Here is a 15,774-nt window from a genome sequence, read left to right as displayed (position 1 = left end):
GGTGCCTGGGAATGAAACTTCATGAATTAAAACCTGCAGAAGGTTCTCGTAAAGTACGTAACCGTGTCGGTCGTGGTATCGGTTCTGGTAACGGTAAAACTGCTGGTAAAGGTCATAAAGGACAAAACGCACGTTCTGGTGGCGGTGTTCGTCTTGGCTTCGAAGGTGGTCAAACTCCATTATTCCGTCGTTTACCAAAACGCGGCTTCACAAACATTAACCGTAAAGAGTTTACTATTGTAAACTTATCAACGTTAAATCGTTTTGAAGATGGTACAGAAGTAACACCTGAATTATTGCTGGAAACTGGCGTTATCAGCAAGTTAAACGACGGTGTTAAAATTCTTGCAAGCGGAGCAGTAGAGAAAAAACTAACTGTTAAAGCGCACAAGTTCTCTTCAAGTGCTAAAGAAGCAATTGAAGCAGCTGGCGGATCAGTTGAGGTGATCTAATGTTTCGTACAATCTCCAACTTTATGCGCGTTGCTGAGATAAGACGTAAAATATTATTCACTTTAGCGATGTTAATCGTATTCAGGATTGGCACGTTTATCCCAGTGCCATTTACAAATGGAGACGTACTGAAAGCACAAGACCAATTAAATGCTTTAGGTATTCTAAATACATTTGGCGGTGGCGCCTTGAAAAACTTCTCCATCTTTGCGATGGGAATCATGCCGTATATTACAGCATCCATCATCGTGCAATTATTGCAGATGGATGTTGTTCCTAAATTTTCGGAATGGTCGAAGCAAGGTGAAATGGGCCGTCGTAAACTAACGCAATTCACGCGTTACTTTACAATTGTTCTTGCGTTTATTCAGGGGTTTGGTATGTCAATCGGTTTTAACGGTATGGTAGGTGGGCAATTAATTTTGAATCCTGGTTGGAGCACTTATTTATACATTGCTACGGTACTGACTGCTGGTACTGCATTTTTAATGTGGTTAGGCGAACAGATTACAGCTAAAGGTGTGGGTAATGGTATTTCCATCCTTATCTTTGGCGGTATTGCTGCAGCGATCCCAAGTGTTATATCTCAAGTGTATCAACAACAGTTTCAAAATATCGGAGATCAATTGTTCATGAGTATCGTTAAAGTTGCATTGATTTTACTAGCTGTGCTAGCAGTTATTGTTGGTGTTATTTTCATTCAACAAGCTGTTAGAAAGATCCCAATTCAATACGCGAAGCGTGTAACAGGAGGGAATGGGAATCATGCTGGAGCACAAAACACACATTTACCGCTTAAGGTAAATAGTGCGGGTGTTATTCCAGTCATTTTTGCTGTTTCATTCTTAATTACGCCTCCAACTATTGCACAGTTCTTCCCGAAACATGATGTATCGCAGTGGATTATTGCAAACTTTAACTATTCTCACCCAGTGGGAATGATCATATATGTTGCGCTCATTGTAGCCTTCACATATTTCTATGCGTTTGTTCAGGTTAATCCAGAGCAAATGTCAGAGAATCTAAACAAGCAAGGTGGATATGTTCCAGGTATTCGTCCGGGTAAGAATACAGAACAATATCTAACAAAAATCTTGTATCGTTTGACCTTTGTAGGATCAATTTTCCTAGCAGCGATTGCAATCTTACCAGTTATCTTTACGAAATTGGGAAATCTTCCTCCATCTGCACAGATTGGTGGAACGAGTATGTTAATCGTTGTCGGCGTTGCTTTAGAAACAATGAAGCAGCTAGAAAGCCAACTGGTAAAACGCCATTACAAAGGGTTTATCAAGCAGTGAGTAAGTGGGAAGAACCATCTTCCCTACATGCTCATGTACTGAGGGGGAACAAGGATGAACTTAATTTTAATGGGGCTTCCTGGTGCTGGTAAAGGTACACAAGCCGAACAGATTGTAGCCAAGTATAACATCCCTCACATTTCAACAGGAGATATGTTCCGTGCAGCTATGAAGGCTGAAACTGAAATGGGTCTACAAGCAAAATCTTTTATTGATAAAGGTGCACTTGTTCCAGATGAAGTTACAATCGGAATTGTTCGTGAACGTTTAAGTCAAGAAGACTGCGTAAGAGGTTTCTTACTAGACGGTTTCCCACGAACTGTTGCACAAGCATCAGCTCTTGAAGAGATTATGAAAGATCTTGGCAAAAAAATCGACTATGTTTTAAACATTAATGTGGATTCAGGGTTGTTATTAAAACGCCTTACAGGCCGTCGCATTTGTAAAGAGTGCGGTGCGACTTACCACTTAGAATTCAATCCACCAGCAACAGCTGATGTGTGCGATAAATGTGGTGGCGAATTATACCAACGCTCTGATGACAATGAAGAAACTGTAGCAAATCGTTTAGATGTGAATATTAAGCAAACAAAACCTTTGCTTGATTTCTACGACGAGCTTGGTTACTTAAAAAGCATTAATGGTGAGCAAGATATCAATAAAGTATTTGCTGATATCGATGTTCTCATCGGAGGCTTAGCGTAATGATCATCTGCAAAACTCCTCGCGAGATAGAAATCATGCGAGAAGCTGGCAGAATCGTTGCTTTAACTCATCAAGAGTTGAAACAGCACATTACTCCAGGAATTACAACGAAAGAGCTCGATCAAATAGCGGAAAAGACGATTCAAAAATATGGTGCTACGCCATCTTTTAAAGGATACAACGGATTTCCGGGGAGCATATGTGCTTCTGTAAATGAAGAGCTTGTACACGGAATTCCAGGAAAGCGCAAGCTCAAAGAGGGCGATATCATCAGTATCGATATTGGTGCGAAATACAATGGGTACCATGGAGATTCTGCATGGACGTATCCAGTTGGAAACATTTCTGAATCTGTTCAAAAGCTACTTGATGTCACAGAAAAATCGTTGTATCTTGGTCTAGAACAAGTAAAACCAGGCGAGAGATTATCAAATATCTCACATGCGGTTCAAACCCATGCTGAAGAGAATGGATTCTCGATCGTTAGGGAGTATGTTGGTCACGGAATCGGGCAAGACTTACATGAGGACCCTCAAATCCCGCACTATGGTCCACCAAATAGAGGCCCTAGATTAAAGCCGGGAATGGTCATCTGTGTTGAGCCGATGGTGAATCAAGGAAGACGATATGTAAAAACACTATCTGATGACTGGACAGTGGTAACGGTAGATGGTAAATGGTGTGCCCATTTTGAGCACACGATTGCTCTTACAGAAGCAGGATACGAAATCCTTACCACTTTATAAGTAGCTGGCTCTCCGGGATTTCAGAGCAGTGTAAAATGTTACTGATTTGAAGAAGGGAGAACTATTGAATGGCTAAAGATGATGTAATTGAAGTCGAAGGTACCGTTCTTGAAACGTTGCCAAATGCTATGTTCAAAGTAGAATTAGAGAATGGGCATGTCGTATTGGCTCACGTTTCTGGTAAAATCCGTATGAACTTCATTCGTATTTTACCAGGAGACAAAGTTACGGTAGAATTATCTCCGTACGATTTAAATCGTGGTCGTATTACGTACCGTTTTAAATAATATAGCACTCCGTAATCTTTAAGGAGGTTCGAGACATGAAAGTAAGACCGTCAGTTAAACCAATCTGCGAAAAATGTAAAGTTATTCGTAGACGTGGAAAAGTAATGGTTATTTGTGAAAACCCTAAACATAAACAAAAACAAGGTTAATCAGAAGGAGGTGCATTCAGAATGGCACGTATCGCAGGTGTAGATATTCCTCGAGACAAACGCGTTGTTATTTCTTTAACTTACGTATTCGGCATTGGTCGCACAACTGCTGAAAAAATTCTTACTGAAGCTGGTATTTCTTCAGAAACACGAGTTCGTGATTTAACGGAAGACGAATTAGGACGTATCCGTGATGTTATCGATCGTATTAAAGTTGAGGGAGACCTTCGTCGTGAAGTATCTCTTAACATTAAACGTCTAATGGAGATCGGTTCTTACCGTGGTCTTCGTCACCGTCGTGGTTTACCAGTTCGTGGTCAAAATTCTAAAAACAATGCTCGTACACGTAAAGGTCCACGTCGTACAGTAGCAAATAAAAAGAAATAATAAGTAAAGGAGGTTGAACTAACAATGGCACGTAAAACAAACACTCGTAAAAAACGTGTGAAAAAGAATATCGAAGCTGGTATAGCTCATATTCGTTCTACTTTCAACAACACAATCGTAACACTTACAGATACTCACGGTAACGCGCTTTCTTGGTCTAGTGCTGGTGCACTTGGTTTCCGTGGATCTCGTAAATCTACTCCATTCGCTGCGCAAATGGCTGCTGAAGCTGCTGCTAAAGTTGCAATGGAGCACGGTTTAAAAACTTTAGAGGTTACTGTTAAAGGTCCTGGTGCTGGTCGTGAAGCTGCAATTCGTGCTCTTCAAGCTGCAGGTCTAGAAGTAACAGCAATTAGAGATGTTACTCCAGTTCCTCATAATGGATGTCGTCCGCCAAAACGTCGTCGTGTGTAATTTTTCTGTATAGAATTTTCCCTTTTGTCTATAATGGATATGATGCATTATCGAGAAATTTCGTACAGAAACATCGCTTGTTGTGCACAATCGGGAACTGCCTAAGGGGGACTTTCGGTTAGACAGGGGTTATACCTTTGTTTAACCGGGGTTTCGACGTTTTGAAGGAGGGTTTAGTTAATGATTGAAATCGAAAAGCCGAAAATCGAAACGGTTGAACTTAACGAAGATGCTAAATATGGTAAATTCGTAATTGAACCGCTTGAGCGTGGATATGGTACTACTTTGGGTAACTCCTTACGTCGTATTCTTTTATCCTCACTCCCTGGTGCCGCTGTTACTGCTATCCAAATCGATGGCGTATTACATGAATTTTCAACAGTTGAGGGCGTAGTAGAAGACGTTACGACGATCATCTTAAACTTGAAAAAGTTAGCTCTTAAAATCTACTCTGAAGAAGAGAAGACGTTGGAAATTGATGTGCAGGGCGAAGGTATTGTCACAGCTGCTGATATTACTCACGATAGTGATGTAGAAATCTTAAATCCAGATTTACACATTGCAACGTTAGCAAAAGATGCGCATTTCCGCGTGCGTTTAACTGCAAAGCGTGGCCGTGGGTATACGCCAGCTGATGCAAATAAAAGCGAAGATCAACCAATAGGAGTAATTCCTATTGATTCTATTTATACTCCAGTATCACGTGTGACTTACCAAGTGGAAAAGACACGTGTCGGACAAGTGGCTAATTATGATAAGCTTACGCTTGATGTATGGACGGATGGAAGCATCGGGCCAAAAGAAGCTATCTCTTTAGGTGCCAAAATCTTAACTGAGCATTTAAATATCTTTGTTGGTTTAACTGATGAAGCACAAAATGCTGAGATTATGGTCGAGAAGGAAGAAGATCAAAAAGAGAAAGTTCTTGAGATGACTATCGAAGAACTAGACCTTTCTGTTCGTTCTTATAATTGCCTAAAACGTGCAGGAATTAATACTGTACAAGAGCTTGCGAACAAAACAGAAGAAGATATGATGAAAGTTCGTAACTTAGGACGTAAATCCTTAGAAGAAGTTAAACATAAACTTGAGGAATTAGGTTTAGGTTTACGTAAAGACGACTGAGGATTTAAACCCATGAACAAAGGAGGGAACTACGAATGGCATACAGAAAATTAGGCCGTACAAGTGCGCAACGTAAAGCTATGTTACGTGACTTAGCTACTGATTTAATTATCAACGAGCGCATCCAAACGACAGAAACTCGTGCAAAAGAACTTCGTTCTGTAGTGGAAAAAATGATCACTTTAGGTAAACGCGGAGATCTTCATGCTCGTCGTCAAGCAGCAGCTTTCATTCGCAATGAAGTAGCTAACGCTGAGACTGGTCAAGATGCACTTCAAAAATTATTCGCTGATGTAGCTCCACGCTATGCTGAGCGCCAAGGCGGATACACTCGTATTGCAAAAATTGGTCCACGTCGCGGAGACGCAGCACCAATGGTAATTATCGAGTTAGTATAATGATAATTAAAAGGGCAGGACAGTTCTTTTCAAGAAACTGGTCATGGCCCTTTTTTTTAAATATAAAAATAGGCGAGCTTGGCGAAGGAAAGGGTGCCTTCTATTGAAAAAAGAGAAACTTCGGATAGGAAATATATCATTTCAATATCCTGGGGCAGCCACGTATGCATTAAAAGATGTTTCATTTTCCTTATATGAGGGAGAATGGGTATCTATTATTGGACAAAACGGTTCAGGAAAGTCTACACTTGCAAAATTATTGAATGGTTTGTTTTTGCCGGAAGCAGGGACTATTACAGTAAATGATTCAATGGTTTTATCAGAGGAAACGGTATGGGATGTTCGAAAACAAATTGGAATGGTATTTCAAAATCCAGATAATCAATTTGTTGGAACAACAGTGCAAGATGATGTTGTATTTGGCTTAGAGAATATCGGAATGCCCAGAGAACAAATGATTGAAAGATTAGAACAGGCCTTACGACTTGTCCGTATGGAAGATTTTCTTAATGATGAGCCTCATTCCTTATCTGGTGGGCAAAAGCAGCGAGTGGCAATAGCGGGCGTTTTAGCACTTCAGCCATCTATTTTAATATTAGATGAAGCAACGTCAATGTTAGATCCTCAAGGAAGACGTGAAGTAGTAGAAACGGTTAGACAACTTGTTAATCAAAAAGGTATTACTGTGTTATCAATTACGCACGATTTAGAAGAAGCGGCACAGTCAGATCGTGTCATTATTTTAAATAAGGGAGAAATATTAGAGGAAGGGACTCCAGAGAAAATTTTCAAGTCCTCTCATATGCTCCAAGAAATTGGCTTAGATGTACCGTTTTCGGTGAAAATAGCAGAATTATTAAAAAGAAATGAAATTATTTTGCAAAATACGCATCTTACAATGGAAAGCTTGGTGAACGAACTTTGGAGATTACATTCCAAAAAGTAGAACATCGTTATCAATATAAAACTCCATTTGAAAGACGCGCGCTTTATGATGTAGACGTGTCGTTTCCAAGTGGGGGCTATTATGCCATTATCGGTCATACTGGTTCAGGTAAGTCGACGATGATTCAACATTTAAATGGTTTATTGCAGCCGACAAATGGTACAGTTCAAATTGGTGAACATTTGATTTCGGCAGGAAAGAAAGAAAAAAAGCTAAAGCCACTACGTAAAAAAGTAGGGGTTGTCTTTCAATTCCCAGAACATCAGTTGTTTGAAGAGACTGTGGAGAAAGATATTTGTTTCGGCCCTACTAATTTTGGGGTATCTGTAGAAGAAGCGAAGCAAAAGGCAAGAGAGGCAATTGAACTTGTAGGGTTAGAGCCAGAACTGTTAACACGTTCACCGTTTGAGTTAAGTGGCGGGCAAATGAGGCGTGTTGCGATAGCGGGTGTATTGGCGATGGAACCTGAAGTGCTTGTATTAGATGAACCTACAGCAGGTCTAGATCCAAAAGGGCAGAACGAACTTATGCAGATGTTTTATAAGTTGCATAAGGAGAAGGGGCTTACAGTTATCCTTGTAACGCATAATATGGAGGATGCCGCTCAGTATGCGGAGCAGATTGTAGTTATGCATAAAGGAACGGTCTTTTTGCAAGGAAGTGCAGAGGAAGTATTTTCACATGCTGATGAACTAGAGAAAATTGGTGTGGATCTTCCTATGTCATTAAAGTATAAACGTGCAATTGAAGAGAAGTTTGGTATTTCAATTCCAAAGGCTACCTTATCTTTAGAGGATCTTACTCATGAAGTTGTGCAGGTGTTACGAAAAGGTGGTCATGAATCATGCAGCAGTTGATTATTGGGAGATATATCCCAGGGAATTCACTTATTCATCAACTTGATCCACGTACGAAGCTGCTGATTGTCTTTTTATATGTATTTGTTGTTTTCTTAGCAAATAATGCGATTTCATATGGATTTTTATTTTTATATGCACTCATTGCTTTATTTTTTGCAAAAGTGCCGATTCGTTATGTACTTTCGGGCTTAAAACCAATTTTATGGATTTTTCTTTTTACATTTTTCCTGCATATTTTTACAAATAAAGAGGGGGATGTACTACTCCAGCTTGGTTGGTTTTCGATACATGAAAAAGGATTAGAGCAAGGGATATACATTTCTGTACGATTCTTCGTTATTATTTTAATGACGACATTATTAACGTTAACGACGACACCTATTGAAATTACAGATGGTTTGGAGACGTTATTAAAGCCGTTGAAGCGTATAAAGGTTCCTGTTCATGAAATCGCATTAATGATGTCAATTTCTCTTCGTTTTATTCCGACATTAATGGATGAAACGAGTAAAATAATGAAAGCACAAGCATCACGTGGTATTGATTTCGCTGGGGGACCGATAAAAGATAGAATGAAAGCTATTATCTCACTGCTTGTTCCTCTGTTTATCAGTGCTTTTAAGCGTGCAGAGGACTTAGCTATTGCGATGGAAGCTCGTGGATATCAAAGTGGTGAAGGACGTACTAAATTTAGGCAACTACGCTGGAAAACAAGCGATACAGTAACGATTGTAAGCTTATTTTGTTTAGCTTGTATTTTGGCATGGGTGCGATCGTAATGGAGAATAGAGAAATGGATAGAATAAAATGTACGGTTGCATATGATGGCATGCATTTTTGTGGTTATCAAATTCAGCCGAAGCATCGTACTGTTCAACAGGAGATAGAAAAAGCATTACAGAAATTGCATAAGGGAGAACTTGTTCGTGTTCAGGCATCTGGTAGAACAGATTCTACGGTTCATGCAAAAGGACAAGTCATACACTTTGATACTCCTTTGTCTCTTGAAGAGTGGCAATGGAGTAACGCTTTAAATACAATGTTGCCAGATGATATTGTTATTAGGCAAGTAGAGAAAAAAACAGAAGAATTTCATGCACGTTACGGTGTTGAGAAAAAAGAATATCGTTATCGTGTATTATTATCAAAGAATGCGGATGTATTCCGTAGAAATTACGTATATCAATATCCATATCCGCTCGAAATCAAAAAAATAAGAAAAGCAATTCCGTATTTTATTGGAACGCATGATTTCACTTCTTTTTGTTCGGCAAAAACTGACAAAAAAGATAAAGTGCGAACAATTTATGAAATCGAGTTAATTGAGCAAGACGATGAATTAATTTTTCGTTTTGTAGGTAATGGATTTTTATATAATATGGTCAGAATTATTGTTGGTACGTTACTTAACGTAGGGCAAGGAAAGCTTGATCCTGATAGCATTCCAGAGATTTTAGCGAAACAAAATCGTCAGTTTGCTGGAAAGATGGCTCCAGGTCATGGGCTTTACCTATGGGAGGTAAACTATAACAACTAATCCTGGTGTAACATTTGCTTGACATTAGAAACTCAAAAGTATATCATAACATATGGTATTGTTTCTAAAACCACGATTAGCCCCGGAAGGAAATCGTGTTTAAGATAAACAATAGATTTTTTCTATGGAAAAGATAACGAGGAGGGAAACACATGCGTACGACTTTTATGGCAAAAGCTAACGAAGTTGAGCGTAAATGGTATGTGGTTGATGCTGAAGGTCAAACTTTAGGTCGCCTATCTACTGAAGTAGCATCCATTTTACGTGGTAAAAACAAACCTACATTTACACCACACGTTGACACGGGTGATCATGTAATTATTATTAACGCTGAGAAAATTCATTTAACAGGTAATAAATTAAACGATAAAATTTACTACCGTCACACTAACCACCCAGGTGGACTTAAGCAAAGAACAGCTCTTGAAATGCGTACAAACTACCCTGTACAAATGTTAGAGCTTGCAATTAAAGGCATGCTTCCAAAAGGACGCTTAGGCCGTCAAGTTTCTAAGAAACTTAACGTGTATGCTGGAGCAGAGCATCCACACCAAGCACAAAAACCAGAAGTTTACGAACTTCGCGGATAATTAATTAAAGGAGGGCTTACTTTGGCACAGGTTCAATACTATGGCACTGGACGTCGTAAGAGTTCAGTAGCGCGCGTACGCCTAGTTCCAGGCGAAGGACGCGTTATCATTAACGGTCGTGATTTTGAAAACTATATCCCATTTGCTGCATTACGTGAAGTAGTGAAACAACCTCTAGTTGCAACAGAAACTTTAGGTAACTACGATGTACTTGTAAACGTAAATGGTGGTGGATACACTGGTCAAGCTGGTGCTATTCGTCACGGTATTTCTCGCGCTTTATTAAAAGCTGATCCAGAATACCGTCTAACACTAAAACGTGCAGGTCTATTAACTCGTGACGCACGTATGAAAGAGCGTAAAAAATACGGTCTTAAAGGCGCACGTCGTGCACCTCAGTTCTCAAAACGTTAATTTTTGCGAACTACAAACCCCAACCATTTTGGTTGGGGTTTTTTTATGTTTCATTCCTCTTTTGTAATTTTTATAGCTTGGAATATTTTAGTGCTACCGCCGCGCGTATGCTTCTTCTTTAGAAGTTTAGACTAATACGTATTAGGGAGGTTTATAAGTACTATGAATGTCATTGTCAGCTTACAAGAAAAACAAAAAGAAAAGCAGTTAAAATACGAGCGGAAGATGTTGCGGGAATTATCATTAAAAACATTACGTTCAAATATTCGTGATGCCTTTCAAATGCAAGAGCTTCATCGTCAGTATGAAGATTACTGTATTGAATTAGGGATAGAATCTTATTTATTAGGAGCGAGATATAGTAAATTTGGTTATTATGGTGAATCGTTTTTTGATGTGAAATATAGAGCTTTAGAAGAAGAACAACAATTAACTGAAACGCTATTTCAATTTTTAACGAGTATGACTATGCGAGAAATAAAGTTGAAAGATGAGGAATTACTTTTTGAATCTTGTCAGCAGTTTATAGGATTGTGGTGGCAAGAAGGGTATGAAAAAGGTGAAAGAAGATATCGATTAAAGCTTCATTAAGACAAGCATAAACTTTCCTCTTGTCCCATATAAGTAATTAGAGGGACTAGCTGGAGGAGGAAAGGTATGAAGAGAATTCGAATTATCTCTTTTGCACTCGCTGCGGTTGTATTGTTTTTTTTAGTCAAACAAGAATTTCAAATTACAAAATCGTGGCGAGCTTGGAATTTACCCTTATCAGGGAAAGTAATTGTATTAGATGCTGGGCATGGTGGACCAGATGGAGGGGCTGTTGGAGGAAAGGATATTATAGAAAAGGATATTACGCTTGAAATTACAAAAAAGGTACAAGACTATTTACAAGAACAAGGTGCACTAGTTATTTTAACGCGTGAGGGAGATTATGATTTAGCTAACAAAGATACAAAGTCATATAGTAGACGTAAAGCAGAGGATTTAAAAAAACGTGTAGAAATCATCAATAAACCTGATGTAGACTTTTTTGCAAGTATTCATTTAAATGCTTTAACTAGTAGTGGATCGAAGGGCGCGCAAACGTTCTATTACCGCTCTTCAATTGAAAATGAACGTGCTGCAAAATTTATACAGGCTGAATTGAGAACAAGTTTAGAGAACACGAATCGTTCTGCTAAGACAATTTCGCATGTGTATTTATTAAAGTATTCTAAAACACCAGGTGCTTTAATTGAAGCCGGCTTTTTATCGAATGTGAACGAAAGGTATATGTTAAATTCGGAGAAATATCAGCAAAAGGTAGCAGCTGCAATATACCGAGGTATATTACGCTATTTCACGGAAAAAGGAAATCCTCCAGAATAAGGAGGATTTTTTTGAGTTTCTCTCGTTAACGAAGTTTTCGGAAAATATGTTATACTGGAAATGTAAACGCATTTATTTCAAGAATAAGCAGAGATAAATTCAATTAACATTACGTTATTTTTCATACAGGGGGCTGGGCTAATTATGGTAACGAAAGAACAAGTGGTTGAAGCGTTAGAAGGGATGGTAGATCCGTTTTTACATAAAACATTAAAAGAAACAAGTGCAATTAAAGAGGTAACAGTCAAGCCTGAGAAGGAACATGTGAGTGTCAAAATTGCAATCGTAAAAACTGGTACAGCGGAACAAATGCAGTTGCAGTCTGGAATTGTAAAGTTATTAAAAGAGCTTGGAGCGGCAACAGTTGGACTTCGTTTTGCAGAATTTACAGAAGAGGAATTAGCTCAGTTTGCACCAGAACAAGAAGCAGAGCAAAGTGAATCTTTATTGTCACCAAATTCAAAAACGACATTCTTAGCAGTAGCGAGTGGAAAAGGTGGCGTGGGAAAATCAACCGTTTCCGTTAACCTTGCAGTTGCTTTAGCTCGTTTAGGAAAAAAAGTTGGTATTATTGATGCGGACATTTACGGTTTTAGTGTGCCAGACATGATGGGGATAGAAAAACGTCCCATCGTAAGAGGTGATAAGATAATTCCGGTAGAACGTTTAGGTGTAAAGGTAATCTCAATGGGCTTCTTTGTAGAGGATAATGCACCAGTTATTTGGAGAGGACCTATGCTTGGGAAAATGTTAAACCACTTCTTCACAGAAGTAGAATGGGGCGATTTAGATTATTTAGTATTAGATTTGCCACCAGGCACAGGTGATATTGCGTTAGATGTGCACTCAATGTTGCCATCTTGCAAAGAGATTATTGTAACGACACCGCATCCAACAGCTGCGTTTGTAGCAGCGCGTGCTGGAGCGATGGCATTACGCACTGAACATAGTATTCTCGGTGTTGTTGAGAACATGGCATATTTTGAAAGTAAGGTAACTGGTGAGAAAGAATATGTATTTGGAAGAGGCGGGGGAGATAAGTTAGCTACCGAACTACAAACAAATGTTCTTGGTCGTATTCCACTGCAACAACCCGATTGGAATAAAGAAGACTTTGCTCCTTCAGTATATGAGGATACACATACAACCGGCATTATTTATAGTAAAATAGCTGAAACAGTAATTGATAAAACAGCTGTTACACAAAAATAAAGCGAAACTTTAATCAGTGGGGTTCATCTGTTACTGGAAACAACTAGTAAACCTTTCGCTTAACTAGAGGGCCATTTTGTCTGTTAATAGCAAGATAAAGTAATAACGAGTGGACAATTTATACATTGTCCACTCGTTATTATAGTTATTATTTTCACTGTTCTTCCTTCTTCTCGCCTTGAGAACCGCCATCACCGCCTGCTTCTTTCTTATCAGATCCACCTTTTTCAGCCTTTTGTACACCTTTACTAATGATATCAATCATCTTGGCTTGGAAGAGTGGACTTTCAGCAGTTTCTGTTAGTACTTGTTGTAGATATTGACGGTATTCTTTACTCTTCATTGTTTGTAACATCATTTTTTCTACTTCAGGATTTTTCATAATTTCTATAACGCCTGCTTGGTATTCAGGGTCTTTTAATAAGGTTTTCATTAATTGGGTTTGTTCTTTCCCCATACTTTTAGCAAACTTTGATGAGAACTCAGGATCTTTAAAGAGCTTTTCCCAGAATTGTTGCCCTTTATCGGATACCATGGCATCTTCAATCGTTTTCTTTACTACTGTTTCATCTAGTATGAGTGCTTGTTTCATTTTTTCATCAGTTAATACATCTTGAATAGCTTTCTTACCTTGATCTGTTTTTAAAATATCAACAATCATTTTCTTTGTTTGATCGTAATCTAGTTCGGATTTCGTTTCTTTTCCTTGTGCGCATGCTACAAGTGCGATAAGTAGAAAAGAAGAAACGAAAATGAATAGTATCCGTTTCATAAGTTGGAACTCCTTTCAGCACAGTTCTCTCTTTTTAATATAAATATCTTTAAGGAATTTATACATGAACATGGCTAGCTTTTTGAAATTGTCATTGATACAATTTAATTAGAAATATAAGGATAATGGGGGATGTGTTGTGAATAGCCGCAAGTGGGTACGACTATTTTTAACGACGTTGTTTCTTGGTGGGATTAGCACAGTTATTGTTGGTTTTGTTTTGGAGTGGGACAGGTATGATAAATTTTTTCAAAATTTCGACGTTAAGGAGATTTTAGCGGTATCTTTCTGGTTGATGGGTGTAGGATTTATTTTTAGCGTTATAAGTCAAATGGGATTCTTTGCATATTTAACAATCCATCGTTTTGGACTAGGGATGTTTCGCTCATCGTCTTTATGGAATGCAGTCCAGCTCTTCTTTATTGCATTCGTATTATTTGATTTTGTGTATTTAAGATCTGTACTTATTGCAAATGGGGAAATCTCATTGGGGAATAACATACTTGTTGCTGGAATTTTATTTGTGTTTGGAGCAATTGTTGCTTATGTAAAAAGTAAAGAAACAAATAAAAAAGCATTTGTGCCAGCTCTGTTCTTTATGGTTGTTGTAACGATTCTTGAATGGGTACCGGCGCTTCGGATTAATGATACAGATTGGTTATATTTAATGGTTATACCGCTATTGTTATGTAATGCATATCAATTACTTGTATTACATCGTTTAATCGGAAAAACGAGTAAATCTGCATAATAGAGAGAGGTTTTATATATCAGCAGTTATATTATTGGAAATGGTGTGATTAAAAAAGCTCTACCACCTTTTTGAAAGGTAGTAGAGCTTTTTATACGTGAAGAGTAGTAGGGACGAAGCTATTTCACATCTTCACTTTTCGTACTTGTGTTGGAAATAAGTTGTGATACGGATATTTGCTCATATCCATCACTTTTTAATTTTTGCAGAAGCAGCGGTAAAGCTCTATTTGTTTGAAGGGCAGAATCGGATGCGTGTAATAAGACAATATCTCCACCTTTCAAATTATTAGAGACGGTGGAAACGATGTGATTTACACCTGGGTTTTTCCAATCGTTGGAATTATTACTCCAATGCACGACGGTGTATCCAAGTGATTCTGCAATTTTAAGGGTTGCCTTGTTAAATTCACCACTAGGTGGACGTAACAGCTTGACTTGTTTTACCCCAAGTTTTGTAAAAACATCTTGTGCTCGTAAAAGGTCTCGTCTTATTTCATTCGTCTCTAGAGAAGTATAGGATGTGTAATTGTAACCCATACTACCGATTTCGTGTCCATCTTTCATGATGCGCTCTACAATATCGGGGTGTCTTTCGGCCCATGCAGCAGAAAGGAAGAAGGTTGCATTCTTAATTTGTCTTTCTTTAAGAGTATCAAGGATTGGAATTGCTTTTTTGTCTCCCCAACTAATATCAAACGTAAATGCAACTTGCTTTTTAGCGGTATCTCCTTTGTAAATTACTTTAGGACCTGTAGCAGTTGAAAAAGCAGATTCATGTGAATATGTTTTTAAAAAGAGTAGCCATGCTGTAAATAAGGAAAGTATCACTATTAAGCTAATGTGTTTAAAAGTTCTCTTACTCGTAATAAAAAAGAAAAACATAATATTACGCCCCTTTGTCCAATCCTTTTCAGTTACATATATGCTGTAAATATAAAAAAGAGAACAAAGGATTAATATCGTAAGTAATGGATATAATGAATGATAGGATTGTAATAAGTGAAAATGAGCGAAACGTTTATTGTTACGTAAGGAATTATTGAGGTGATCATTTGCTTGGGCTGATGTTGACAAAAGAAGAGAGAAAAGAGATGGAATACATATTAAAGAGAGAGTTAGAGGAACTTTTATTTGATTTTGAAGATGAGCGTATTCATGAAGTTGTAAAAAAGGCGATGGAAGAAAGATATAAAATCATTTTTTGTTTATTTCGGAGAGTTGCTAACGCAGAGGAATGTATTCGTTATGTAAGAAAAAGAACTTTTTATTAAAAAGTGTTGACGTTAATAGTTTGTATATGGTAAATTAATAAACGTCGCTGATGCGGAAACGCAGAAAACGACAAAAAAGAAATT

General features: G+C 38.2%; 23 protein-coding genes. 21 read left to right on the top strand and 2 right to left on the bottom strand.

Annotated elements, in window-relative coordinates; all coding sequences use genetic code 11:
* Positions 1-11 precede the first annotated feature (11 nt).
* The 19 genes from rplO to IBT51_RS24435 all read left to right on the top strand — a co-directional run bounded on the left by rplO (position 12) and on the right by IBT51_RS24435 (position 12,894).
* A complete protein-coding gene (gene rplO / locus IBT51_RS24525; RefSeq protein ID WP_000766083.1) occupies positions 12-452 on the top strand; it encodes a 50S ribosomal protein L15 in 441 nt (146 codons plus the stop codon).
* Entirely contained in the window at positions 452-1,753 is a 1,302-nt protein-coding gene (gene secY / locus IBT51_RS24520) for a preprotein translocase subunit SecY (protein ID WP_000490118.1), read from the top strand. Before rplO ends, secY begins: the two co-directional genes overlap by 1 nt.
* Before the next feature lie 54 nt (positions 1,754-1,807).
* The gene (locus IBT51_RS24515; protein WP_001048997.1) at positions 1,808-2,458 is read left to right on the top strand and encodes an adenylate kinase; all 651 of its coding nucleotides are present in this window, start codon (positions 1,808-1,810) and stop codon (positions 2,456-2,458) included.
* Positions 2,458-3,204 (top strand): type I methionyl aminopeptidase, encoded by a 747-nt coding sequence (gene map / locus IBT51_RS24510; RefSeq protein WP_000582539.1) that lies wholly within the window; start codon positions 2,458-2,460, stop codon positions 3,202-3,204. Before IBT51_RS24515 ends, map begins: the two co-directional genes overlap by 1 nt.
* Before the next feature lie 68 nt (positions 3,205-3,272).
* Entirely contained in the window at positions 3,273-3,491 is a 219-nt protein-coding gene (gene infA / locus IBT51_RS24505) for a translation initiation factor IF-1 (RefSeq protein WP_001029884.1), read from the top strand.
* Positions 3,492-3,526: 35 nt separating this feature from the next.
* Entirely contained in the window at positions 3,527-3,640 is a 114-nt protein-coding gene (gene rpmJ, locus IBT51_RS24500) for a 50S ribosomal protein L36 (protein WP_000868344.1), read from the top strand.
* A 21-nt stretch (positions 3,641-3,661) separates the two neighbouring features.
* Positions 3,662-4,027: a 30S ribosomal protein S13 gene (gene rpsM / locus IBT51_RS24495; protein ID WP_000090792.1), complete on the top strand. Its 366-nt coding sequence runs from the start codon at positions 3,662-3,664 to the stop codon at positions 4,025-4,027.
* A gap of 24 nt (positions 4,028-4,051) precedes the next feature.
* Positions 4,052-4,441 (top strand): 30S ribosomal protein S11, encoded by a 390-nt coding sequence (gene rpsK, locus IBT51_RS24490; RefSeq protein WP_000101797.1) that lies wholly within the window; start codon positions 4,052-4,054, stop codon positions 4,439-4,441.
* Positions 4,442-4,621: 180 nt separating this feature from the next.
* On the top strand, positions 4,622-5,566 hold the full coding sequence (locus tag IBT51_RS24485; protein WP_000569643.1) for a DNA-directed RNA polymerase subunit alpha: 945 nt from the start codon (positions 4,622-4,624) through the stop codon (positions 5,564-5,566).
* Positions 5,567-5,601: 35 nt separating this feature from the next.
* Positions 5,602-5,964: a 50S ribosomal protein L17 gene (gene rplQ, locus IBT51_RS24480; RefSeq protein ID WP_000331490.1), complete on the top strand. Its 363-nt coding sequence runs from the start codon at positions 5,602-5,604 to the stop codon at positions 5,962-5,964.
* Between the two features lie 103 nt (positions 5,965-6,067).
* On the top strand, positions 6,068-6,910 hold the full coding sequence (locus tag IBT51_RS24475; protein WP_000711762.1) for an energy-coupling factor ABC transporter ATP-binding protein: 843 nt from the start codon (positions 6,068-6,070) through the stop codon (positions 6,908-6,910).
* Positions 6,886-7,767 carry an energy-coupling factor ABC transporter ATP-binding protein gene (locus tag IBT51_RS24470; protein ID WP_000406539.1) on the top strand — a complete coding sequence of 294 codons (882 nt, stop codon included), beginning with the start codon at positions 6,886-6,888 and terminating at the stop codon, positions 7,765-7,767. The genes IBT51_RS24475 and IBT51_RS24470 overlap by 25 nt, the downstream gene beginning before the upstream one ends.
* Positions 7,755-8,549, top strand: coding sequence for an energy-coupling factor transporter transmembrane component T family protein (locus IBT51_RS24465; RefSeq protein WP_001186530.1), 795 nt, complete (start codon positions 7,755-7,757; stop codon positions 8,547-8,549). Before IBT51_RS24470 ends, IBT51_RS24465 begins: the two co-directional genes overlap by 13 nt.
* 14 nt (positions 8,550-8,563) lie before the next feature.
* Complete coding sequence (gene truA, locus IBT51_RS24460; RefSeq protein ID WP_088023744.1) at positions 8,564-9,307, top strand: tRNA pseudouridine(38-40) synthase TruA; 744 nt, start codon at positions 8,564-8,566, stop codon at positions 9,305-9,307.
* A 152-nt stretch (positions 9,308-9,459) separates the two neighbouring features.
* On the top strand, positions 9,460-9,897 hold the full coding sequence (rplM, locus tag IBT51_RS24455) for a 50S ribosomal protein L13 (protein WP_001260795.1): 438 nt from the start codon (positions 9,460-9,462) through the stop codon (positions 9,895-9,897).
* A 21-nt stretch (positions 9,898-9,918) separates the two neighbouring features.
* Positions 9,919-10,311, top strand: a complete 393-nt coding sequence (gene rpsI / locus IBT51_RS24450) for a 30S ribosomal protein S9 (RefSeq protein WP_000079986.1) — start codon at positions 9,919-9,921, stop codon at positions 10,309-10,311.
* Between the two features lie 162 nt (positions 10,312-10,473).
* Positions 10,474-10,902: a DUF2521 family protein gene (locus tag IBT51_RS24445; protein ID WP_001101005.1), complete on the top strand. Its 429-nt coding sequence runs from the start codon at positions 10,474-10,476 to the stop codon at positions 10,900-10,902.
* A 66-nt stretch (positions 10,903-10,968) separates the two neighbouring features.
* A complete protein-coding gene (gene cwlD / locus IBT51_RS24440; RefSeq protein ID WP_000822439.1) occupies positions 10,969-11,682 on the top strand; it encodes an N-acetylmuramoyl-L-alanine amidase CwlD in 714 nt (237 codons plus the stop codon).
* Positions 11,683-11,826: 144 nt separating this feature from the next.
* On the top strand, positions 11,827-12,894 hold the full coding sequence (locus IBT51_RS24435; RefSeq protein ID WP_089170265.1) for an Mrp/NBP35 family ATP-binding protein: 1,068 nt from the start codon (positions 11,827-11,829) through the stop codon (positions 12,892-12,894).
* A gap of 154 nt (positions 12,895-13,048) precedes the next feature.
* Here the strand turns inward: IBT51_RS24435 and gerD are convergent, their stop codons facing one another.
* Positions 13,049-13,666 carry a spore germination lipoprotein GerD gene (gene gerD / locus IBT51_RS24430; RefSeq protein WP_050842394.1) on the bottom strand — a complete coding sequence of 206 codons (618 nt, stop codon included), beginning with the start codon at positions 13,664-13,666 and terminating at the stop codon, positions 13,049-13,051.
* 139 nt (positions 13,667-13,805) lie between these two features.
* Between gerD and kbaA the strand changes: the two genes are divergently transcribed.
* The gene (gene kbaA / locus IBT51_RS24425; protein ID WP_200458802.1) at positions 13,806-14,417 is read left to right on the top strand and encodes a KinB signaling pathway activation protein KbaA; all 612 of its coding nucleotides are present in this window, start codon (positions 13,806-13,808) and stop codon (positions 14,415-14,417) included.
* Positions 14,418-14,536: 119 nt separating this feature from the next.
* Here kbaA and pdaB read toward each other — a convergent pair whose 3' ends face one another.
* Entirely contained in the window at positions 14,537-15,301 is a 765-nt protein-coding gene (pdaB, locus tag IBT51_RS24420; protein WP_000464717.1) for a polysaccharide deacetylase family sporulation protein PdaB, read from the bottom strand.
* Between the two features lie 170 nt (positions 15,302-15,471).
* Here pdaB and IBT51_RS24415 point away from each other — a divergent pair, with 170 nt between their 5' ends.
* Positions 15,472-15,690, top strand: coding sequence for a hypothetical protein (locus IBT51_RS24415; RefSeq protein WP_000901145.1), 219 nt, complete (start codon positions 15,472-15,474; stop codon positions 15,688-15,690).
* Positions 15,691-15,774: the final 84 nt, after the last annotated feature.

The organism is Bacillus sp. S71 (genome assembly GCF_016625265.1).
In the GTDB taxonomy this organism is placed as follows: Bacteria; Bacillota; Bacilli; order Bacillales; family Bacillaceae_G; genus Bacillus_A; species Bacillus_A cereus.
The sequence above is the reverse complement of the archived record's forward strand: the minus strand, read 5'-3'. Positions and strand labels throughout refer to the sequence as shown.